Annotated in this window: 21 protein-coding genes and 1 pseudogene; 17 read left to right on the top strand and 5 right to left on the bottom strand. The window is 41.2% G+C overall.

Going from position 1 to position 20747, the window contains the following annotated elements; genetic code table 11:
• Nucleotides 1–229, top strand: a 229-nt coding sequence (locus tag R6U02_RS05400; RefSeq protein ID WP_410262612.1) for an HRDC domain-containing protein, incomplete at its 5' end; no start/stop codon positions are given.
• Between the two features lie 411 nt (nt 230–640).
• Here the strand turns inward: R6U02_RS05400 and R6U02_RS05395 are convergent.
• Both R6U02_RS05395 and R6U02_RS05390 read right to left on the bottom strand, forming a co-directional pair.
• Nucleotides 641–1123 carry a flavodoxin domain-containing protein gene (locus tag R6U02_RS05395; RefSeq protein WP_410262611.1) on the bottom strand — a complete coding sequence of 161 codons (483 nt, stop codon included), beginning with the start codon at nt 1121–1123 and terminating at the stop codon, nt 641–643.
• Nucleotides 1124–1137: 14 nt separating this feature from the next.
• Entirely contained in the window at nt 1138–1518 is a 381-nt protein-coding gene (locus R6U02_RS05390; protein ID WP_410262610.1) for an FMN-binding protein, read from the bottom strand.
• Nucleotides 1519–2052: 534 nt separating this feature from the next.
• On the opposite strand from R6U02_RS05390, the gene R6U02_RS05385 reads away from it, so the two are divergent.
• From R6U02_RS05385 to R6U02_RS05350, 8 genes are all read left to right on the top strand, one after another.
• Nucleotides 2053–2277 (top strand): hypothetical protein, encoded by a 225-nt coding sequence (locus R6U02_RS05385; protein WP_410262609.1) that lies wholly within the window; start codon nt 2053–2055, stop codon nt 2275–2277.
• Nucleotides 2278–2511: 234 nt separating this feature from the next.
• Entirely contained in the window at nt 2512–3708 is a 1197-nt protein-coding gene (locus R6U02_RS05380) for a M28 family peptidase (protein WP_410262608.1), read from the top strand.
• A gap of 104 nt (nt 3709–3812) precedes the next feature.
• A complete protein-coding gene (locus tag R6U02_RS05375) occupies nt 3813–4268 on the top strand; it encodes a MarR family winged helix-turn-helix transcriptional regulator (protein ID WP_410262607.1) in 456 nt (151 codons plus the stop codon).
• Between the two features lie 4 nt (nt 4269–4272).
• Nucleotides 4273–4833, top strand: coding sequence for an NADPH-dependent FMN reductase (locus R6U02_RS05370; RefSeq protein ID WP_410262614.1), 561 nt, complete (start codon nt 4273–4275; stop codon nt 4831–4833).
• A 345-nt stretch (nt 4834–5178) separates the two neighbouring features.
• A complete protein-coding gene (locus tag R6U02_RS05365; RefSeq protein WP_410262606.1) occupies nt 5179–5631 on the top strand; it encodes a MarR family winged helix-turn-helix transcriptional regulator in 453 nt (150 codons plus the stop codon).
• 134 nt (nt 5632–5765) lie between these two features.
• On the top strand, nt 5766–6479 hold the full coding sequence (locus R6U02_RS05360; protein ID WP_410262605.1) for a B3/4 domain-containing protein: 714 nt from the start codon (nt 5766–5768) through the stop codon (nt 6477–6479).
• A gap of 318 nt (nt 6480–6797) precedes the next feature.
• Complete coding sequence (locus R6U02_RS05355; RefSeq protein WP_410262604.1) at nt 6798–7568, top strand: SDR family NAD(P)-dependent oxidoreductase; 771 nt, start codon at nt 6798–6800, stop codon at nt 7566–7568.
• Between the two features lie 540 nt (nt 7569–8108).
• The gene (locus tag R6U02_RS05350) at nt 8109–9476 is read left to right on the top strand and encodes an alanine/glycine:cation symporter family protein (RefSeq protein WP_410262603.1); all 1368 of its coding nucleotides are present in this window, start codon (nt 8109–8111) and stop codon (nt 9474–9476) included.
• Between the two features lie 94 nt (nt 9477–9570).
• On the opposite strand, the pseudogene R6U02_RS05345 reads toward R6U02_RS05350, so the two are convergent.
• Nucleotides 9571–9768, bottom strand: a pseudogene (locus R6U02_RS05345) (IS3 family transposase); the annotation flags it as partial.
• Nucleotides 9769–9807: 39 nt separating this feature from the next.
• On the opposite strand from R6U02_RS05345, the gene R6U02_RS05340 reads away from it, so the two are divergent.
• The 8 genes from R6U02_RS05340 to R6U02_RS05305 all read left to right on the top strand — a co-directional run bounded on the left by R6U02_RS05340 (nt 9808) and on the right by R6U02_RS05305 (nt 18705).
• Nucleotides 9808–9936: a hypothetical protein gene (locus R6U02_RS05340; RefSeq protein WP_410262602.1), complete on the top strand. Its 129-nt coding sequence runs from the start codon at nt 9808–9810 to the stop codon at nt 9934–9936.
• 202 nt (nt 9937–10138) lie between these two features.
• Nucleotides 10139–10579, top strand: a complete 441-nt coding sequence (locus R6U02_RS05335) for a PTS sugar transporter subunit IIA (protein ID WP_410262601.1) — start codon at nt 10139–10141, stop codon at nt 10577–10579.
• A complete protein-coding gene (locus R6U02_RS05330; RefSeq protein WP_410262600.1) occupies nt 10576–11304 on the top strand; it encodes a nucleoside/nucleotide kinase family protein in 729 nt (242 codons plus the stop codon). The genes R6U02_RS05335 and R6U02_RS05330 overlap by 4 nt, the downstream gene beginning before the upstream one ends.
• 8 nt (nt 11305–11312) lie before the next feature.
• Nucleotides 11313–12740 carry a PTS mannitol transporter subunit IICB gene (locus R6U02_RS05325; protein WP_410262613.1) on the top strand — a complete coding sequence of 476 codons (1428 nt, stop codon included), beginning with the start codon at nt 11313–11315 and terminating at the stop codon, nt 12738–12740.
• Between the two features lie 4 nt (nt 12741–12744).
• The gene (locus R6U02_RS05320; RefSeq protein ID WP_410262599.1) at nt 12745–14001 is read left to right on the top strand and encodes a zinc-binding dehydrogenase; all 1257 of its coding nucleotides are present in this window, start codon (nt 12745–12747) and stop codon (nt 13999–14001) included.
• Nucleotides 14002–14174: 173 nt separating this feature from the next.
• Nucleotides 14175–16223 carry a BglG family transcription antiterminator gene (locus tag R6U02_RS05315; protein WP_410262598.1) on the top strand — a complete coding sequence of 683 codons (2049 nt, stop codon included), beginning with the start codon at nt 14175–14177 and terminating at the stop codon, nt 16221–16223.
• A 263-nt stretch (nt 16224–16486) separates the two neighbouring features.
• Nucleotides 16487–17851 (top strand): alanine/glycine:cation symporter family protein, encoded by a 1365-nt coding sequence (locus R6U02_RS05310; protein WP_410262597.1) that lies wholly within the window; start codon nt 16487–16489, stop codon nt 17849–17851.
• 206 nt (nt 17852–18057) lie between these two features.
• On the top strand, nt 18058–18705 hold the full coding sequence (locus R6U02_RS05305) for an acetate uptake transporter (protein ID WP_410262596.1): 648 nt from the start codon (nt 18058–18060) through the stop codon (nt 18703–18705).
• Nucleotides 18706–18809: 104 nt separating this feature from the next.
• Here R6U02_RS05305 and R6U02_RS05300 read toward each other — a convergent pair whose 3' ends face one another.
• The gene (locus tag R6U02_RS05300; RefSeq protein ID WP_410262595.1) at nt 18810–19700 is read right to left on the bottom strand and encodes a Cof-type HAD-IIB family hydrolase; all 891 of its coding nucleotides are present in this window, start codon (nt 19698–19700) and stop codon (nt 18810–18812) included.
• Nucleotides 19701–19704: 4 nt separating this feature from the next.
• On the bottom strand, nt 19705–20574 hold the full coding sequence (locus tag R6U02_RS05295) for a MurR/RpiR family transcriptional regulator (protein WP_410262594.1): 870 nt from the start codon (nt 20572–20574) through the stop codon (nt 19705–19707).
• Between the last annotated feature and the right edge of the window lie 173 nt (nt 20575–20747).

Here is a 20747-nt window from a genome sequence, read left to right as displayed (position 1 = left end):
ATCGCCAGAGAAAAAAACAGAGCTGTTCAACCAATTGAAGGCATTCCGTTTGAATAAAAGCCGAGAAGAAGAAATCAAAGCGTATTATATCTTCAGCAATAAGCAGTTAACAGCTTTGATCGATGAGATGCCAAAGAGTAAAGAAGAACTACAGTCAGTAGATGGATTCGGTAAAGCTAAGGTAGAAAAATACGGCGATGACATTGTGAGTATCATCCAGAAATACTAGTTTGGTCATAGCCTTAATAGCTAGATGAATTGCTGGTTTGGTTTTCTATATAATAAGATTATTCAGTGAAATATGAGTTCGGTTTTTCATGTTCACTTAACGATTCACCTTTTCATGCAAGTGTAATGGACAGCCTCAAAAGCAGTTCCAAAGCCCGAATTGATTCTACAGATTTGAATGACACACAAGGTCGACTATCTTTTTACACTTCTGGAGCACGAAATCCAGCATCACGGCCAGCTGATCCGGTATATGTATGTAAACAAGCTTACCTTTCCCAAGAACTGGAATGAACGATATAACGTTTAACTATACCGACAGTTGTACCCCATGATTTCATAGTCGAAGTCATGGGGTATTTGTATGTTTGAAGTGCTTTTTTGACATGGAACTGTACACCAAAAACTTTTCTCAGTGCTGCTGATTTAGTGTCTCGGCAAAACTTTGGATGACATCTTCTCGAATAGCAGAGACATCCTTGTCGATTTTCGCCACTTTTTTTGTAATCATTTTTTCCGCAAAATTCATATCACTGAAGTCAAAGGCTCCACCAAAACACTCTCTTACTATCGCTTTTTCCTGTAATTCTGGCGGGTAATTGACTTCCAGTTCGTTTCTCAGTGTATGTTCTTCCTGCATGCCACAAATAAATAGGCCGATTGTTTTCTGTTCCAGTTCATTTATATTTGTTTTTGCGAATGTATCCACTTCTTTCAATATCTTCCCGACATATACTGGACTGCCAAGCACAACTTTATCGTATTTTGAAAAATCAACTTCAGTCTGCTCTTTCAAGTTGACTCTCTCGGTTTCTCCGTCCAGGTGTTCTTCCAGCAATTTCGCACATTTTTCAGTACAGCCATGTTTGCTCGCATAGGCTATCAAAGTCTTCATCTTGTTTCCTCCTTTTAGGGATCCAGGGCATTTTCAATGGCTTTTAGATAAGCACTGGAGGTGACCGTCGAACCGGTGACCACATCCGTATCCGTTTGCTGATCTTCGAGAACATTTTCAATGATTCCCTGACTGAAGTCAGCCGTTGTAAATAACATATCGTCGATGATAATGATATCTGTAATTTCTCCGTTCTCAACAACCACTTCCACTTTGTTGGACCATCTACCTCCCTCATACTCACCTTGGTAACGACCGTCTTCCAGCTCAGCAGCACTTCTACCTTCCAATGGGATATCTCTATCAAGACCACGTGTTGCATAGATGAAAAAACCAGCAGCAACGATTAGCAGTAAGCCAATCAGCACCGCAAAACCTTTCAGAAACTTTTTCATGTCAGCCAACTCCTTTTAAAGGTACGACAAAAATCGGAGACAATCACAGCAGGAAATGGAAAGATCGATGGTAGAGGATTTACAGGAGTTATTTCAGCCTAATTATAACTCTTTGAGAGATGATCAGGCAAAGAAAAACCTCTCGATTCAACATAGTCTATTCAACTTTAGTTGATTCATAGAGAGGTGATATGCACTGAAAATAACAGTTGCTCAAGCTAAGTAACTGTTCAAGTGTTATCTAAGTTACGATTCCATAGCAATTTAGAAAGAGAGAAAGAACGATGAGAGTGTATGGAACCCGATGTATGTGGGTAGTCATATATGGACGTAAAAGCATACGTCCATATGCTTTTTAAGAACAAAGTGACATGCGTATGACGTATAGGTAAACGCAGAGAACGATATTCAAATCATCTGTTTAATGGTGTGCCAGCTCATGTTATAATCAGAAGGTTAGAATTACTGCGTTTTTCACCTAGAACGGATGCCCAAAAGCCTCCGCCTATCGACAAAATATGGAGGTCTTAGAAAATGAATAAACGATGGACTATCGGCAAAATAAAAGAATATGTTGAGAGCAACTCGGAAAGCAAGTTGTTATCGACAGAATACCACGGTTTTTCTCAGAGATTATTATTTGAATGTGCATGTGGAAATACCTTCGAAAAAACATTTACAAAGTTTAAAGATAAGAAACAACGTAAATGTGACGTTTGCCAGCCGCCAAAAGAGGTACCCTCAATAGATAGTAAATAAACAAAATGCCGATTTCTCTTTAAGAGGAATCGGCATTTTATTTATTCGCTATGAATCACTCGCCGAACAAGATGCCGTGTTTTTCCATATAACGATAATCAGTTGAAAACTGTGAGACAACAAAAGTGTTTCTTCATGTAAAAGTCGATAAGATGATATAATGAAGGACTACATACGAAAAAGAGCTTCAAGCGAATTGAACATCAACTGTTACTTTAATAAGGAGGAAGTTCCATGCACAACGACAAGCTTTTCATGAAACTGGATGAGATCTTAAATTATATCAGTGTAGAGATCGGTGAACGGTTAACAGGTTCAGAAAACAACAAAAAAGTCGAAGCGTATGCAGAAAATTATTTCAAGAATCAAGGTTTCGAAGTAGAATTGCAGCGATTTTCCTGCCTCGATTTCAAAAGGGCAGATGCCGAGTTGACTTTTCAAGGTGAAACTATTCCAGTGAAGCCCTCTTATTATACGACGGGCTGTGACGTCACCGGTGACTATGTAAAAATCGAAACGGTGGCTGAATTGAAAAGGAGCCATTTAACAGACAAGATCGCGGTTTTACACGGCGAGTTGACAGCAGAACAGATCATGCCAAAAAGTTTCCCTTTTTACAATCCCGAAAGGCATCAGGAAATCGTTCGATTACTGGAAGAAAAAAATCCGGCAGCCATCGTCACTGTCGTTGAGAAGGATGAATCCATTTTCGAGGACGGGGACTTCGCCATCCCCAGTGTGTATGTGAGTATGGATGAAGGCGAGGTATTGCTTGAAAATAACGGGGAACTAAAGCTGGTGATCGACGCAGCGAGAGAAGACTCTCATGGGGCTAACGTGATCGCCCGGCTGAACCCGGAAAAGAGCCGGAAACTCGTCATCACAGCTCATCTGGATACGAAATCAGGGACGCCGGGAGCTTTGGATAACGCCACCGGCATCGCCATCCTGTTGTTGTTGAGTCAGTTGATCAAATCGGAGGACATGGATTTTTGTCTGGAACTGTTATTGCTGAACGGGGAAGACTATTATTCAATCCCGGGACAGTTAGCATACATGGAGACCTACCTTCAAAAACCTGAGAATATCTTGTTAGCCATCAATTGCGATGGCGTCGGCCTGAAAAAGGGTCCTACGGCTGTCTTTTCAACGGAATGTGATAGCAAGACGGAAGACCTGTTGAACCAGATCATACTTGATTCAACAGGGATGGTATTCATAGATCCCTGGGTCCAGGGCGATCACACGCTATTTGTCATGAAGCACATACCGACCGTTGCTTTTACCTCAGAAGGGATCTTTGACATACTGGATACAGTTATTCACACCGAAAAAGATACCATCGAGCTGATCGATCACGAAAAAGTTATCAAAGCAGTTCGAGTGATCGAAGAAATGGTGAAAAAGTTCAAACTAGAGGTTCCCCTCTAGTTTGAATTAATTAATAAAAGAGGGAAAACCGGGAATAAAGTAATATAAGCTTGCATTATTATCAGTTAACATGTAAAGTGATAACGTAGAGAGGAATGATACCGTTGAAAAAGAATACATTAGCATCGCTGATATGGGTTCGTATCACACGGTTCACGCATCAGAGTGCCTTGCTGTCTAATGATTTCTTGAAGCAGTACGATATAACCGTTGCTCAATTTGATGTGCTCAATCAGATAGGCACGTACCAGCCCCTTTCGCAAAGTGAATTAGCTGATAAAATCACTGTTTCGGCTGGTGGCATTTCTCGGATGTTGAGCAGGCTTGAACGCGAGGGCCATATCAAACGTACAATCGAATGGAAAACGAAATGGATCAGTCTGACTGAAAAGGGTGAAGCGAAATTGGATGAAGTGTTTGAACATCAGTTGGCGTTTCAGACCTCGCTCATAGAAGACTGTTTGACCATATCTGAACAAAAAACACTGTACACCTTGATGACTAAAGTTCAAAAGCACACGGAGAGAGAATTGAGAAAAGGAGATTTTAATGATGACTAACAAAATGAATATAGGTATAATTTTAGGAAGCACAAGAGACGGACGCGTCAGTCCGCAAGTAGGCGAATGGGTCAAGGGAGTCGCAGACGAACGCGGCGATGCAAATTACGAGATCGTGGATATCCTGGAGTATCAGTTACCGTTTTTGGGAACCACAGATGGCACGGAGCCAGGAATAGCTGCCTGGAACGCTAAAATCGACAGCTTAGATGGCTTTGTCTTTATTGTTCAGGAATACAACCACAGTTATACAGGTGTTTTGAAGAATGCGATCGATCACCTGAGAGACGCATGGCACGACAAAGCAGCTGGCATAGTGAGTTATGGCTCTACCGGTGGGGCACGCGCGGCTGAACATCTTCGCGGGGTGTTTGCCGAATTGAAAATTGCAGACGTCCGTGTTCATCCGACCATGTCATTGTTTACTGATTTTGAAAACTTTACGACGTTTAAACCGGCGGAACTGCATTTAGTCAATACAAACGATATGCTGGATCAAGTCAATGCCTGGAGTAACGCTTTGAAACCTTTACGAATTAAAGAAGAAACAGCAGTGGAATTATAATCCGAAAAAGATAATGAAAAGTCCGATAAATCAGCCAGTGACCTTTACGCTGATTTATTGGCTTTTTTTCTATATCACCAAAAGATGGGCAAAATTCTATACTACATAGAGTGATTGCGCATCCTTTAAAAATTAAAACTGAGTTTGAATTTTTAAATAGGACGATAACCCGCTAAGATCAGACCTTGAAATCTAACTTTAGCGGGTTGTTATCCTTAAGGAAAAGTCCCACACCTTTATTGTTGCAATTACAACAATAAAGGTGTAACCTGTTTATACGCAAAAGATCATTATGACCAAGACACAGTAGCAGTTCGGTAGTTACTTACAACGAAGAGGTGAATCATGGTAGACATTCTAAGAGATATTGGTGTGATAGCCCGATCGCTTGATTCAATCGCCAATATCGAGTTCAAGGATCTAGACCTTACGAGGGGACAATATCTGTACGTGGTCCGGATAGATGAAAATCCGGGGATCATACCTGATCGACTGGCTGATATGATAAAAGTGGATCGAACGACTGCATCACGGGCAATCAATAAGTTGGAAAAGCAGGGATTCATTGAAAAGCGAGAAGATACTGAAAACAAGAAAATCAAGAGACTGTTTGCTACAGGAAAAGGTGCTGAGGCTGCAGAATACATCCGCCGGGAGAATACCCTTTCCAATGAAGTGGCTCTGGATGGTTTGACACAGGAGGAAGCGAGGAAGCTTTCCGTGCTATTGAAAAAAGTAAAAAAAAATATTGAGTCGGAATGGAACACTGTGAAAAAAGGAAAGAAACGAGATTACTGAAGAGCGTATCGCCCAAAGATGGCACAGCGTTTAATCGTCTACGCAGTGCGCACTCTATCTTTAGAGAAGATGACAAACAGACCGAATCGATCATGACCAAGTAATTGGCAAAAAGAGAGTGGAGGATGATTTTTATGAAGAAATTTGTTGTCGAGAAAGAATTTTGGGAGCTGTTCCCCGAGGCCCAGGTGAATGTCCTGATCATCAAGGGGATGGATAACCATGTGGATGAGTCGGACAGGAACTATTTTGTCGAGTTGCTGGAAAAAGGAAAACAAGATGCAGAGACATTCCTGACAGAAGAAGTCTTCAGTCAGAATCCAGTTGTTGCTGAATGGCGGACTGCTTTCCAACAGTTCAAAACCAAAAAAGGAGCACGTTCCTCAATAGAAGCATTGTTGAAACGAGTGAGTCAGGACCGGAATTTTTCTCCCATCAATCCCTTGGTCGATATCTATAACAGTGTTTCTTTGAAGTATGCCGTACCTTGTGGTGGGGAAGATACGGATGTGATTGCGGGCGATCTGCGTTTGGGCAAAGCTGGAGGTGGGGAACCCTTCTTTCCATTGGGAGCGGACAGTGATTCACCTGCATTGCCCGGTGAGATCATTTATTATGATGATGAAGGGGCAGTTTGCCGTTGCCTGAACTGGCGGGAAGCAAAGCGGACCATGCTGCAGGAGGAAACCGAGCATGCAGTATTGGTGATGGAGTCAGTCAACGCTGAACAAGCCGAACGGGCAAATAAAGCGGCTGAAGAACTGAAAACTCTCGTGGATGCCTATTTCAAACTTGATAGTACAGCAACCGTATTAACAAAAGACGATCGGTCGTTGATCGTGGGGTGAATGCAAAGAAGGTGTCAGTAAAGTGATGTAAATGACATGCTCGGCCAAGCAAATACCTGGAGTAATGCATCGAAACCATCACGAACTGAAGAAGAGACAATAACAGAGTTATAATCCAATGAATAGTTTGATAGTTCCGATAAACTAGCCAGTATCTCCTGGGCTCATTTATCGGACTTTTTTTGTAGATGACAAGAAGGAGATCAGACGTGAAGCTAATATCTTGAAATATTAAGGTTAAATGTTATTCTAGTTGCATAAGAGAGCGTTTTCATATTTTATAAATGCTTTCTAAAAAAATTGAAAGGATGGATATAAGTGGGTAAATTAGATGGAAAAGTTGCGATAATCACTGGTGGAGCAGGCGGAATTGGGATGGTGACAGCCAAGTTGTTCCTAAATGAAGGTGCGAAAGTTCTGATTGTAGACTTGTTCGATGACGCACTATCAGAAGCAGAAGGGAAACTGAAACAATACGGAGAATTGCTGACGATCAAAGCCGATGTTTCAAAAGAAGAGGACACTAAAAACTACGTGAAAAAAGCTGTCGATAGCTGGGGGAAAATCGATGTCTTCTTTAACAATGCAGGCATCGAAGGAGATTTCACACCCCTGGTAGATACAACCCTGGAAAATTTCGATAAGGTAATTGCCGTGAACCTTCGCGGTGTATTTTTAGGTTTGAAACATGTTCTTCCGGTCATGATGGAACAGAAATCAGGCAGTGTCATTAACACGTCCTCTGTGGCTGGATTGATAGGCTGGGGCGGCATCACACCTTATGTTGCTTCCAAACACGGAGTTGTAGGATTGACTAAGAATGCGGCCTTGGAAGCTGCAAGTTCCAACGTCAGGGTCAATTCTGTGCATCCATCTCCAGTGAATACCAGAATGATGCGTTCCATTGAAGAAGGACTGAACCCCGGCAAGGCTGAAGAGGCCAAGAAATCAATAACTGAACAAATTCCGATCGGTCGTTATGGAGAATCAATTGAAATTGCTAAGTTAGTGCTATTCCTCGCTTCGGATGACAGCGAATTCATATCCGGAAGTCAGTACCGAATTGACGGCGGGATGGCAGCCAAATAAGTCAAAAGTTGATCCAGTATAGATTGGGTGTTGTCAAAAAAATTCTGGAATAAGAGTTTTACAGACATAAGAAGCACCATGAAAGTTCGGTCGGTTTTTGATTGAACAGCGAATACAAAGAAATGAGGACCTTTTATTAAGGGGTCCTTTTTTGTTCGCCGAGATGCGTTTATTGAATTAATATGATCTTTTAGAGCCGTAGGTACAACGTATATTACGGATATAACAAACGAAGAGAGCGCTGGCGACTGGAGAAAGTGAAGTCTCATTTTACGATAGAGGTCGACCACAGGAGCCGCATTCATCATATCGACCCGGAAAAAGCGGCGCGTATTTCCGTCAAATAATTAGAGATGAAAAAAAATCTTTCTAAAGTTCACATTCGTTGAATTTAAAGGTCGAAAACAGAAATGAAAAACCCTTACATTGAATTTTCGACCTGAAAATGAGCATGAAAGTCATAAAAAACATTTGTAATTATAACAATAAAAAGGGTATAGTATTGTTAGAAAAAAATGAGAGATGGGTTAAGGAAAAAATATGGACAGGTTTACGGAAATTAACAAGACGATCAATGAGTTTGTATGGGGTTGGCCGCTCCTGGTTCTGCTTTTAGGGGCAGATATTTACTTAACGATACGGACGGGTTTTATACCCTTTACGAAATTCGGTTATGCTATGAAGCAGACACTTTTCAAAATGTTTGCCAAAGAACAAGTGGGTGAAGGAGAAGTCACGGCCTTTCAAGCGGTGTCTACCGCTCTGGCAGCCGCTGTCGGTACAGGCAATATTGCCGGCGTCGGTACGGCTATAGCGATAGGTGGACCAGGCGCGATTTTCTGGATGTGGCTCGCTGCCTTATTTGGAATGGCGACGAAATTCGGCGAGGTTGTCTTGTCTATCGAATACAGAGAAAAGACTGAGAAGGGTCACTTTGTAGGTGGACCGATGTACTACCTTGATAAAGGAGCAAACATGAAGTGGCTCGGTGTGCTATTTGCCGTTTTCGGTACGATAGCGACCTTCGGGATAGGCAATATGGTGCAGTCCAATTCTGTCGCGGCTTCACTGAAGACCACGTTTAATGTCGATCCTTTAGTGACGGGCATCGTCTTAGCGATTGCCGTCAGTTTAGTCACGTTAGGCGGCATCAAGAAAATCGGGCAGGTGACCTCAGTGCTGGTCCCGCTAATGGCAGCTATTTACATTACTGGCGGCTTGATCATTATTGTCCTTAATATCGAACTTGTCCCTGCGGCATTTGGAATTATATTCCGGGATGCCTTCACCGGAACGGCAGCCGCTGGTGGTTTTGTCGGTTCCACAATGGCAATGACCATCCGCTTTGGTATCGCCAGAGGGGTCTTTACAAATGAAGCCGGACTGGGTAGCGCACCTATCGCTCATGCGGCAGCAACAACGGACCATCCTGTCAGACAAGGACTTTGGGGCATTTTTGAAGTCTTCATCGATACACTCGTTATATGTACCATTACAGCACTAGTCATTGTCATGACTGGTGCATGGCAAACCGGTATTGACGGTGCCGCTTTAACAACGGTGGCATTTGATACAGGGATGCCATTTGGCGGATATATCGTGACATTCGGTTTAGTCTTCTTTGCCTTTTCGACACTACTAGGCTGGTCCTACTACGGTGAACGTTGCATGGAGTATTTATTCGGACCTAAGTCGATTATTCTTTACCGACTCATTTTCATTCCACTGATCGTGGTTGGATCAGTTGGTGGACTGCGTGTCATCTGGGCAATTGCTGATACACTGAACGGCCTGATGGCATTGCCGAACTTGATCGGCTTGCTGGTGCTGAGTCCAGTAATATCACGCTTGACCAAGGAATACTTTGGTAAAGACGGTATCTATGAAAGAGAACAGACAGAAAGTTAGACAGATATAATCAGTTTAGTGAAATATTAATTAATAATGAAATTTAAAAAAAGAACCTCTTTTTGGTGCTTATACCTAAAAGTTAGAGTTTATATTATGCAGCTGATTGGCTGACTTGAGTTCGGTATTCAACTGGACTTAAGCCAGCCAATTTTTCTTTTCCTCGAACTGTATTGTACCAATCTATATAGTTCTCAATTTGTTTTTTCAATACCTCGTAACTCATTGACGGTTCACCATGATACATTTCTTGTTTCATAATACCAAAGAAGTTCTCCATTGATGCATTGTCAGAACGGGTTGTTTTACCTCTAAAGATATCTTTCAAATCTTGGATACGATTATCCACACGGGAAAGGATACAGTAAACTTGATCGATGATGAAAAAATGGTCAACGCCGTCCGAGCGATCGAGGGAATCGCAAGAGAATTTAATGCTGTCAAACCGAGACTGAGTTAAGTGGTGAAAATAAATAGAGAAAGAGAATGGATAAACTGAATTTAAGGCACAAGAAAGAACTTCTTATCGAAGAAGTTCTTTTTTTGTGCCTTAAAATTAGTTGCACAAATAATTGAATGAATTTGTAAGTTTATTACTTTCTCTTTATCTTATATAGTAGGTGTAGGAAAAGATTAACGTCACAACATAAGGAGTGAAAAACATGTTAAGTGAATTTTTGAAAGGGAATATGACGTTTCTAGATCAAGTCTCATCCTGGGAAGAATCAATCAAGCGAGCCTCTCAACCCTTAATTGAAAAGGCTTACATCGATTCGGATTATATTGCAGCGATGATAGAAAATGTCCACATCAATGGTTCTTATATCGTTATCGTGCCGGAAATCGCGATGCCTCACGCAGAGACAGATAAAGGCGTCAACAAAACAAGCATGTCATTTATGAAACTGAAGGAACCGGTAATGTTTCCTGAAGACCGTGAAGTGAAGCTTCTTTTCGTACTGGCGGCGACAGACAATACGACCCACCTGGAATTGCTGTCAGATCTCTCATCTATCCTCATAGAGGATGAAATCAAAGCCAAGCTGAAATCAGCAGAAAATGAAGAAGAGGTCATAAAAGTAATCGAGATGGTGGAAGAATGAAGCTAAATGTAAACGGCTTCATCATAGAAGCGAATTACACGGAACAGGAAATCCATTCCGTTTTCTTGCCTCTATTAAATGAACTGACAGAGAGGCGAAGGAGAAAAGGTGAAAGACTGATCGTATTTCTTGCGGCACCTCCGGGGACCGGGAAAACAACTCTGAGTCTCTATCTGGAAAAACTGTACAGTGAACATTTCTCTTCATTCAGTTTTCAGTCAATTTCCATCGATGGCTTTCATCATAGAAGAGACTATCTGTTATCCCATTACATGACTGAGGATGACGACAGAATACTCTTGAATGATATCAAAGGGAGCCCGGAGACTTTTGACGTTGATGGACTGAAGATGGCACTTCAGACACTGGAGAATGAACCGGTCCTCTGGCCACTATATGACCGCAATACACACGATGTCAGTGAGTCAAAAGTAAAAGTGGATGCAGACATCATTCTGATAGAAGGGAACTGGCTGCTGCTGAATGAAGCAGCTTGGCAGGAACTGGCAGATTACAGCGATTATTCAATCTTCATTCATACGGATGAAACACTGTTAAAAGCGCGATTGATTGAAAGGAAAATGCGAGGGGGAGTCAGCTGGGAAGAAGCAGGCAGATTTTATGAACAGAGTGACAGTAAAAATGTGAAAAGGGTCCTTGAAAATCACCACGACCCTGATTTGACTTTATACTTAAACAATAAAAAAGAAATAGTGAAAGGATGATAAAAATGATGAACACGGGAGCTGAAAAATCAAAAGGTTCAAACCGTGCTAAAGTTCAAGCATTCGGTGGATTCCTGACCAATATGGTACTCCCCAACATCGGTGCCTTTATTGCCTGGGGGATCCTGACAGCCTTATTTATCCCGACAGGCTGGTTCCCCAATGAAGAACTTGGAGCGATCGTCGGACCTGCGATAACCTATTTGCTGCCACTACTGCTGGCGCATACTGGCGGACGTATGGTCGGAGGACAGCGTGGAGCTGTCATGGGGACGATCGGTGCTATCGGACTGATCGTCGGATCCGACATCCCTATGTTCCTTGGTGCGATGGTCATCGGTCCATTGGGCGGCTGGCTGATCAAGAAAACAGATGAAGTTATCGTCGATAAAATCCCTGCCGGATTCGAAATGGTCGTCAATAATTTCTCTATCGGCATATTGGGCTTTCTGCTGATGATGTTTTCCTTCTTCGTCATTGGTCCGATCATCGTCGTAGCCAATAACTTTGTCACTGTCGCTATCGAAGCACTTGTGTCTACCGGCTTTTTACCGCTATTATCACTCATAAATGAACCGGCAAAAGTGCTGTTCTTAAACAATGTTATCGATCAGGGCATCTACTATCCCTTAGGACTGCAGGAAACGCTGGAAGTAGGAAAGTCGATCTACTTCACGGTTGCTTCTAACCCGGGACCTGGACTTGGTCTGTTGCTGGCCTTCACCTTTTTCGGTAAGAAAGTTGCCAGAAGAACGGCCCCAGGGGCAATCATCATTCACTTCTTCGGTGGCATACATGAATTGTATTTCCCATACGTTTTGATGAAACCGATAACGATCCTAGGAATGATCGCCGGCGGCATGTCAGGCATAATGACATTCCAGCTCTTTGGTGCAGGCTTAGTCGCTGGACCTAGTCCTGGTTCCATCTTTGCTTATCTCGCATTGACACCAAGAGGCAACTTTATTGGAGTCATTGCAGGAGTATTGGTCGGAACGATCGTATCATTCTTAGTTACCGCAGCCATTTTGAAAGCGGACAAGAGTAAAGAAACTGAAGATGACGATGAATTTGAAGCATCTGTTGAAAAATCAAAAAAAATGAAGACGGAAGGCAAAGAATTATATGGTGCCGGTACTGCAGTCGCAGCTCAACCGGTCAATAAAATCGCCTTCGCCTGCGATGCCGGACTGGGAAGCAGTGCGCTCGGGGCAACGACCTTCAAGAAAAGACTGAAAAAGGTCGATATGGATGACATCGACGTCAAGAATTATCGTATCGAGGATGTCCCTGAAGAGTCAGATATCATCGTCGTCCACAAAAACCTGGCTGAAAGAGCCCGTATGAAGCATCCGGACGCAAGGATCGTCACGATCGAGAATTATATAGAAGATTCCAATCTGCAGGACTTGCTGGAAGAATTAAAGAAGGGATGATGAAATGAAGACGAAAGCTGTTGCACTCTACGGAAAAAAAGATCTGAGAGTGAGAGAATTTGAGCTTCCTGAAATCGGAGAAGAAGAACTGCTGGTGAAAGTCATCAGTGATACGGCCTGCCTATCAACCTATAAGGCAACGATTTTGGGTGAAGATCACAAACGTGTTCCTGAGAATCTAAAGGAACACCCGATCATTGTCGGTCATGAATTTGGCGGCTATATCGAAAAAGTCGGAGAAAAAATCAGAGATCAGTTCAACGAAGGAGACAAATTCGTGCTTCAACCGGCGATGGGACTGGACAGCGGCTATTCGGCTGGATACAGTTATGAGTTTTTCGGAGGCGACGCTACGTACTGTATCATTCCAAAAGTTGCGATCGACTTAGGCACGGTCCTTCCGTTCAAGGGCACGTACTTCGTCAACGGCTCACTGGCTGAACCGATGTCCTGTATCATCGGTGCCTTTAATGCAAACTATCATACCAAACCCTATGTTTATGAGCATGAGATGGGTGTGAAACAAAACGGGCAGCTCGCTCTGCTGGGATGTGGCGGACCCATGGGGATCGGCGCTCTCGATTATGCAATCAACGGCGGTCTTGGCGTCAGAAAAGTTGTCGCCACTGAAATGGATGAGCAGAGACTCGAACGTTTGAAGAAACTCGTACCGGTCAGTGCTGCGAAAGAAAAGGGTGTGGAGCTGGTCTATGTCAATGCCGCTGAAGTAGAAAACCAGAAAGAGTATTTGATGGAACTGTCTGATGGGCAAGGCTATGACGATGTCATGGTGTTTGCTGCAGTTGAACCTCTGCTCGTCTTAGCTGACAGCATCCTGGGCAATGACGGATGTCTGAACTTTTTCGCGGGACCTACAGACAAGAACTTTACTGTTCCGATCAATATGTACAATGTCCATTACGGGTCAACGCATTTCGTGGGGACGTCCGGCGGTTCAACAGATGACATGAAAGTTTCTCTGAAACTGACTGAAGAAGGTAAAATCAATCCTTCCATGATGATCACCCATATCGGCGGTCTGGAAGCGACACCGGAAATGATCCTGGGAATGAAAGACTCAAGTGCAGGTAAGAATGCCATTTATCCGCATATTTCGCTGGAACTGACCGCACTGGAAGACTTCGAGGAAAAAGGAAAAACCGATCCGAAGTTCATGGAGATCCACCGTCTGATCGAAAAACACGACGGCATATGGAACGAAGAAGCGGAAAGATATCTCCTGGAAAATCTCAGTAATTAATGAAAATGATAATTTAATGTTTAGTACTATTTTTGTATCAAAACTGTTAAAATAGTATAAACAACAAACTGATGTCGCTGCAGTATCCGTAATAATCATCTCGGATACTGCAGCGACCAGTTTATCGATCGATAACAGTCAGCATTATTGATCTATCGGGAAAGGAGGAAGATATGCTTACTTTCAGAGAAATCGATATCATTAGGGAGTTACTGAAAAATCCAGTCAGGACAATTGATTCCTTGTCTAAACAATTCAATATCAGCAAACGAACGGTAAGGTATGACATGGATAATATTGGAGATGTTCTATATGAGAACGGCCTCCTGTCATCTTCCTTTAATCTCTTTGATCAGGTAGATAAATCAAATAAAGAAAAAATTAAAGAGTTTATAGAAAATCTGAAAATTGATGAACTTATTTTACAACCGAATGAGCGGTATTTGATTTTAAAGTGTTCTTATATACTTTTGGGCAAGCTTAATTTAACACAGCTAAGCAGAGAACTGCAGGTCAGCAGAGTTACGATAAAGAACGATTACAATCAGTTCTTAAAGGAATTAAAACAGTTAAAGTTAGCGTCAAAATCAAAGCATAAAGAAGGATTTATTCTGACTGGCAAGGAAAAAGATATTCGTGATGCCCAGTGGAGAGTATTAAATAGTATTTCTAAAGAGACGATGCATAATAAACTTCTATTCTCCAAACTTCTAGATCTATATATGGGAGATTTGAATTTAAAGGGAATCAATCAGTTCTTGTCTGCTATGCAGGAAAAACTTAATTGTGTTTTTTCTGACAAAACCTATAAAGATATTCGTAATTACCTGATAGTTGTCATGCAGAGAAATAAAAAGGGTGAAGTGACTAAATCTTTTTATGAATCAGATACGCCTGTTCATTCTTATGAACTGGAAGTGTTGAAATCAGAGAAAGGGATATTGGAAGAATTTTATGGAGTAAGGGTAAAAGAAAAAGATTTAATAGAAATAGCTGAAATGGTGATGAATGGCAAGTATATCAAATTAACAGACATTTCTTATAATTACTGGATTGAAATGGACAGTTTAGTGTTTAAGCTGATCCGTATTTTCAGTGAATACTACGGCGTCGATTTGACTAAGGATAAAGAACTGTTTGAAGGTCTGTCCAATCATCTGAAACCGATCCTGTTCAATATCAAAAATAATATAGAATCCAATCAGCCTATCTCTTATGATGTGAAGTCGGAGTATCCTGATGTATATGAGTGTACACTAAAATCTTTAAAGGAATCCGACTTGCTTCCTACTAAAAGAAAGATTGATGAAGAAGTTTCTCTGATAACGATTCACTTTGCAGCAGCACTTCATAGAGGGGTTTTGCTTGAAAAGAAACCGAAAAATATTTTACTCGTTTGCAGTCAAGGTATTGGTGTATCCAAACTTTTGGAGCAACGTTTGGAAAGGGAGTTTAACGTCAAAGTTGTCGATACTATCCCATTGCATTATTTATCAGATTATCCCCAAAAGCATTTAGTGGATATGATTATCACTGCGGTTGATCTTGAAGAGGTTATGACGAATCTTCCTATTATAAAAGTTAATACAATACTTACAGAAGAGGATTTATTAAATCTGGAAAAAGCAGGCATAATGAAAACAACCAAGAAAATCGAACTATCTCAACTGGTGAATACGATCTATTCAAATGTTGAAGTGGGAAATAATAAGGAACTGGTAAAGGCATTAAAAGATAATTTCGGCAGTTTCATATTAGATGATTTAATTTCTGCTGACAACGAAAAAGAAGCAAGGGTACCTAAGTCTCATATACAAATAGTGGAATCGGTAGATTCCTGGAAAGAAGCCATCGTTATAGCGACCAGACCTTTAGTTGATAATTCATACGTAGCCGAGAGTTATATTGAAAAGGTAACTGAATCCTTCGAAAAGTATGGCTATTATATGTTCATAGGAGATGGATTGGCTATTCCTCATGCGCGCTCCGACAAAGATGTATTTAAAACTGGATTTAGTATTTTGATCCTCAAGAATAAGGTACAGTATTCTGAGGATATCTCTATAAAACTATTGATTTGTTTTGCCTCAAGGGACAATCTGGAACATCTAGATACATTAGTCAATTTGATGGAGGTAGTAAAATCAGACGAATTTAAGCAGGCATTGAATCAAAACATAACAGAAGAAGTGGTTTTTCAGCTGATTTCTTCAAATTTTTAAAGAAAAGACAGCGATTTTCCGCCTGTCTTTTTTTGTTTTTATACAGAGGCTTAAGCATGTCGGCTTGATCTTTTCGATTTGATAAATCATCAGACTTTATTATTACGCTTTTGTAATTAATTAGAAATCTATTTACATAAATGGGGCAGAAATGAGAAATTAGAGTAAAAGCCGATACAATGAAAATAATGATGTACATTCTCCGGCTATTTGTGTATATTAATATTAAAATATAATGAGCATTCAATTAAAAGGAGAAAAGCATGGATAGATTAATGGAGATAAATGCATTTGTAAATGATTTGGTCTGGGGATGGCCGTTATTGATACTGATCCTGGGGACAGGCGTTTTCTTAACTGTGGCTACCCGGTTTATTTCAGTAACGAAATTCGGTTATGTCATGAAGCAGACCTTCTTTAAAATGTTTAAGAAAGATCAATTGGGTGAAGGAGAAGTCACTGCTTTCCAGGCTGTGTCGACCGCTCTGGCAGCCACAGTCGGTACCGGAAATGTTGCCGGTGTCGGGACAGCTATCGCGATCGGTGGTCCAGGCGCTGTCTTTTGGATGTGGGTGGCTGCCTTGTTCGGGATGGCGACGAAATACGGGGAAGTCGTTCTAGCTATCGAATACAGAGAGAAGACGGAAGACGGCCGGTTTGTCGGTGGTCCGATGTACTACCTTTCAAAAGGTGCCAACATGAAATGGTTGGGAATAATGTTCGCGGTCTTTGGTGCAATGGCGACTTTTGGAATCGGGAACATGGTGCAGTCCAATTCTGTGGCGGCTTCTTTAAAGGCAACCTTTAATATAGATCCGTTGATCACGGGTATAGTGTTGGCTGTCTTAGTTGCCCTGGTGATTGTCGGAGGGATCAAAAAAATCGGAAAAGTCATGGAAGTGATTGTGCCGTTTATGGCAGCCATCTATATCTTAGGGGGATTGATCATTATCGTGGCTAATATTCAACTTGTGCCGAGTGCGATAGGAACTATTTTCAGTGATGCATTCACAGGGACGGCGGCGACAGGCGGATTTGTCGGTTCGACGTTAGCCATGTCGATCAGATACGGTGTGGCCAGAGGCGTCTTCACGAATGAAGCGGGACTGGGAAGCGCGCCGATCGCACACGCGGCAGCGACGACGGATCATCCTGTGCGTCAAGGTCTATGGGGGATGTTCGAAGTGTTTGCGGACACACTCGTTATCTGTACCATCACAGCGCTAGTCATCGTCATGACCGGATCTGTTGATACTGGACTGGACGGCGCGGCTTTGACCATGTCTGCTTTCGATGAAGGGATACCATTCGGTGGCTACATCGTGACATTCGGTCTGATCTTCTTTGCCTTTTCGACACTGATCGGCTGGTCCTACTACGGTGAACGCTGTATGGAATTCCTGTTTGGACCTAAATCGATCGTGTTTTACCGTATACTCTTTATTTTGTTGGTCGTCGTCGGGGCAGTCGGAGGGCTCCGGGCTGTCTGGGCACTGGCTGATACATTAAATGGCTTGATGGCACTGCCTAACTTGGTCGGTCTCTTGATATTGAGTCCAGAAGTCGTCAAGTTGACGAAGAACTACTTTGGAAAAGAAGGAATCTATCAGCGGGAAGAAAAAAGCTGATAATTGAAAATTAATAACGCAGGAGGATCTCTCATTGAAGAGATTCTCTTTTTTGCAGTAGTGATCATTTAGGGGCAGGTTGATCTAAATTACGAGAAAGTAAATCACTGTCATCAAAAATAATCTTGATTTGTATTGACATTAGACTTGGGTGCTCTGTATAATACTTTCTTGTGAGCTAAAAGAGAACAGTAGGAGTGCTTTATATGGAAAAAGAACAAATAGTATCGATAAAGGAAATAACAGCTAACCCCGCACCACTCGGACTGATAGCGTTTGGGATGACCACAGTCCTTTTGAATATTCATAATGCCGGATTCATTGGTCTGGATGCGATGATTTTAGCGATGGGCATCTTCTTTGGTGGAATGGCTCAAGTTATCGCGGGAATAATGGAATTCAAGAAGAACAATACCTTTGGGACCACAGCCTTTACATCCTATGGCTTCTTCTGGTTGTCACTGGTCGGTTTGAATATTTTACCGCTTATGGGAATAGGTGAAGCACCGAACGCATTATCGATGGCAGCATTCCTATTCATGTGGGGACTGTTCACCATGTTTATGTTTGTCGGCACACTACGCATCAATAAAGCCCTGCAGGTAGTCTTTGGTTCGTTGACGATCCTCTTCTTCCTGTTAGCCATTGGAAAATTTACCGGTTCTGCATTGATCCTGGTCATCGCCGGATATGAAGGCATATTCTGTGGCCTATCTGCTATGTATGCCGCTATGGCTCAAGTCCTCAACGAAGTATATGGAAAAACGCTTCTTCCTATTGGAGAATATAGCCCGCTTAAATCTTCAACGAGAGAAAAAACAAACAATGAAGAGATCGTTTATAATAAAGCGTGAATAAAAAAGGATCCCTTAAGTCGTTCGATCGACTCAAGGGATCCTTTTTTTGCTGTGACCCGATAAAAATGACTGAATAGAAATCCATCAATCAGTAAATTTTTTTAAAACAATCCGTTTTGCTCAAATTTATTAAGCATGCTATACACACCACTATGATTATGATCTTCTGTATGGAAATTTGCACTTTGCTTGGCTAGAGGCAGTGCATTTGCCATAGCGATTGAATATTTTCTGCCATGGAACATCGAAACGTCATTTTCACTGTCGCCAAATACGATTAATTCATCATCAAGAATATTCAATTTCTCCTGTAGCGCTTTTAATGCGTTACCTTTATTAATGTTTTTGTTTGTAATTTCCATTTTCCTTTCATCTGAGAAGACAAATTCATAGTCTCCGATAAAAGCATGTTTCGTTAGAGTTTCTTTTACAAACGACATATAGTGAGGATCTTGTACAATAGAAATCTTGTTACAAGATTCAGGTGAATGCTGTAGACTACGAATCATATGCTGATAAGGATAACCATCCCTCGTATCACACAGCCAGCCGTACATCCCACCCATCCAGGGATAATCATCAGGAAGTTTCATCTCACCGCGAATGTTTTTTTTGAGTGTATATATTTCTTCTGGCAAATAGGTATAAATAGTATCATCTTGACTGTATTGGATTTCAACATTGAAAGAGGAAAAAAATTCATTGATCTTGTTGATATGAAAAGAGTTCAACATTCCCAGTCTATCCCTCTTTTTAGATGAAACATCGTAAATCGAGGTGCCGTTCACATCTATGACCATGCCACCATGCTTCTCCATGTCTAATTTAAGCGCGTCAGGCAATAAACGTATATAACTTCTGCCACTTGCTAATATCAGCTTGATTCCTTTTTTTTGTAGTTCCTTTAACTTGTCGAGTGTCTGCGGATCGATGAGACTATCTGAAGTGAGTAATGTTCCATCCATATCGCACACAATAGCTTTGATTGTCAAAAAATCAACCTCCTGTTTTGGTGACGTTTAGAGCTTTTCTGATTTTTTCGAGTGATTGCTTGTTGTCTTTCTCATCATGGTACATCACATTTACATACAAAATATCGATCAGCGTTAGATAGAGGATCCGAGAAGTCAAACTTTCAGATCTGAATACCGAATCTTCAGAATAAACAACAAAAGAAACATCTGAAAGTTTGACTAATTTTGAATCCGGATTTCCAGTTAATGAAATGATATTTACGCCGTTTTCTTTCAGGATCTTGGCAACTTCGATAGTTTCCTGTGTCTGTCCTGAGTGTGAAAAGAGAAAAACACAATCTTTTTTGTTCAATTTAGTGGAATAGCTCAGTTGCATATGATAGTCAAAAATATAATTACATTGAAAATTCGTACGTATAAATTTATGGTAACTGTCAAAAGCTACAATAGAAGAAGCGCCTTGTCCAAAGAAATGAACAGTTTCTGAAGAATAGAGGATATCTAAGGCACTTAGTAGATCCTGCTCATTGAGGGAATGAATCATGGAGTCTAATGATTCTTGACTGGATTGGACAACTTTTTTGGCTATTATACAGGCCGAATCATTTTTTGTGATATCAGAAAAAGTAGTGAGTTCCGCTTTTTGCTGCGCAGTTTCTCTGAAATTTGAAGCAACAGAAATTTTGAAATTCTGAAACCCTTCAAAACCAATTTTTTTAACAAATTTAAATATAGTTGCTTCTGATACACCAATTTCTTCAGAAAGACTGTTCAGTGTTTTAGTGACGACATCTCCGCCTAAGACTAAAAGATGATCAGCGATCAAAGTTTCGGTGTCATTAAAATTTTTTTTTCGTGGGAGCAATAATTGTTCCAAGTAATTATGAGCCATAACTTGATCTCCTTCTATAATGTGGTGCTGATTTATATGGTTCTCCGTGTAAGCGTATACGAGGGTGTAAATAAATTATACTACAAATATAAAAAATAAAAAATGTTTTTTATTGTAAGCATTTACAAAAAATATTTTTTTGTGTATACTAACAACATATTAACAAAAGGAGG

This window comes from Alkalibacterium sp., from assembly GCF_046484155.1.
Lineage (GTDB): Bacteria > Bacillota > Bacilli > Lactobacillales > Carnobacteriaceae_A > Alkalibacterium.
This window is presented reverse-complemented; position numbering and strand designations above follow the sequence as displayed.

Bases quoted from the DNA above. Each gene is read 5' to 3' on its own strand.
- R6U02_RS05365 (WP_410262606.1), top strand. From the start codon at position 5,179: ATGGTAGACATTCTAAGAGATATTGGTGTGATAGCCCGATCGCTTGAT.
- R6U02_RS05320 (WP_410262599.1), top strand. From the start codon at position 12,745: ATGAAGACGAAAGCTGTTGCACTCTACGGAAAAAAAGATCTGAGAGTG.
- R6U02_RS05380 (WP_410262608.1), top strand. From the start codon at position 2,512: ATGCACAACGACAAGCTTTTCATGAAACTGGATGAGATCTTAAATTAT.
- R6U02_RS05390 (WP_410262610.1), bottom strand. From the start codon at position 1,518: ATGAAAAAGTTTCTGAAAGGTTTTGCGGTGCTGATTGGCTTACTGCTA.
- R6U02_RS05335 (WP_410262601.1), top strand. From the start codon at position 10,139: ATGTTAAGTGAATTTTTGAAAGGGAATATGACGTTTCTAGATCAAGTC.
- R6U02_RS05295 (WP_410262594.1), bottom strand. From the start codon at position 20,574: ATGGCTCATAATTACTTGGAACAATTATTGCTCCCACGAAAAAAAAAT.
- R6U02_RS05330 (WP_410262600.1), top strand. From the start codon at position 10,576: ATGAAGCTAAATGTAAACGGCTTCATCATAGAAGCGAATTACACGGAA.
- R6U02_RS05395 (WP_410262611.1), bottom strand. From the start codon at position 1,123: ATGAAGACTTTGATAGCCTATGCGAGCAAACATGGCTGTACTGAAAAA.
- R6U02_RS05310 (WP_410262597.1), top strand. From the start codon at position 16,487: ATGGATAGATTAATGGAGATAAATGCATTTGTAAATGATTTGGTCTGG.
- R6U02_RS05385 (WP_410262609.1), top strand. From the start codon at position 2,053: ATGAATAAACGATGGACTATCGGCAAAATAAAAGAATATGTTGAGAGC.
- R6U02_RS05350 (WP_410262603.1), top strand. From the start codon at position 8,109: ATGGACAGGTTTACGGAAATTAACAAGACGATCAATGAGTTTGTATGG.
- R6U02_RS05305 (WP_410262596.1), top strand. From the start codon at position 18,058: ATGGAAAAAGAACAAATAGTATCGATAAAGGAAATAACAGCTAACCCC.
- R6U02_RS05315 (WP_410262598.1), top strand. From the start codon at position 14,175: ATGCTTACTTTCAGAGAAATCGATATCATTAGGGAGTTACTGAAAAAT.
- R6U02_RS05325 (WP_410262613.1), top strand. From the start codon at position 11,313: ATGAACACGGGAGCTGAAAAATCAAAAGGTTCAAACCGTGCTAAAGTT.
- R6U02_RS05370 (WP_410262614.1), top strand. From the start codon at position 4,273: ATGAATATAGGTATAATTTTAGGAAGCACAAGAGACGGACGCGTCAGT.
- R6U02_RS05360 (WP_410262605.1), top strand. From the start codon at position 5,766: ATGAAGAAATTTGTTGTCGAGAAAGAATTTTGGGAGCTGTTCCCCGAG.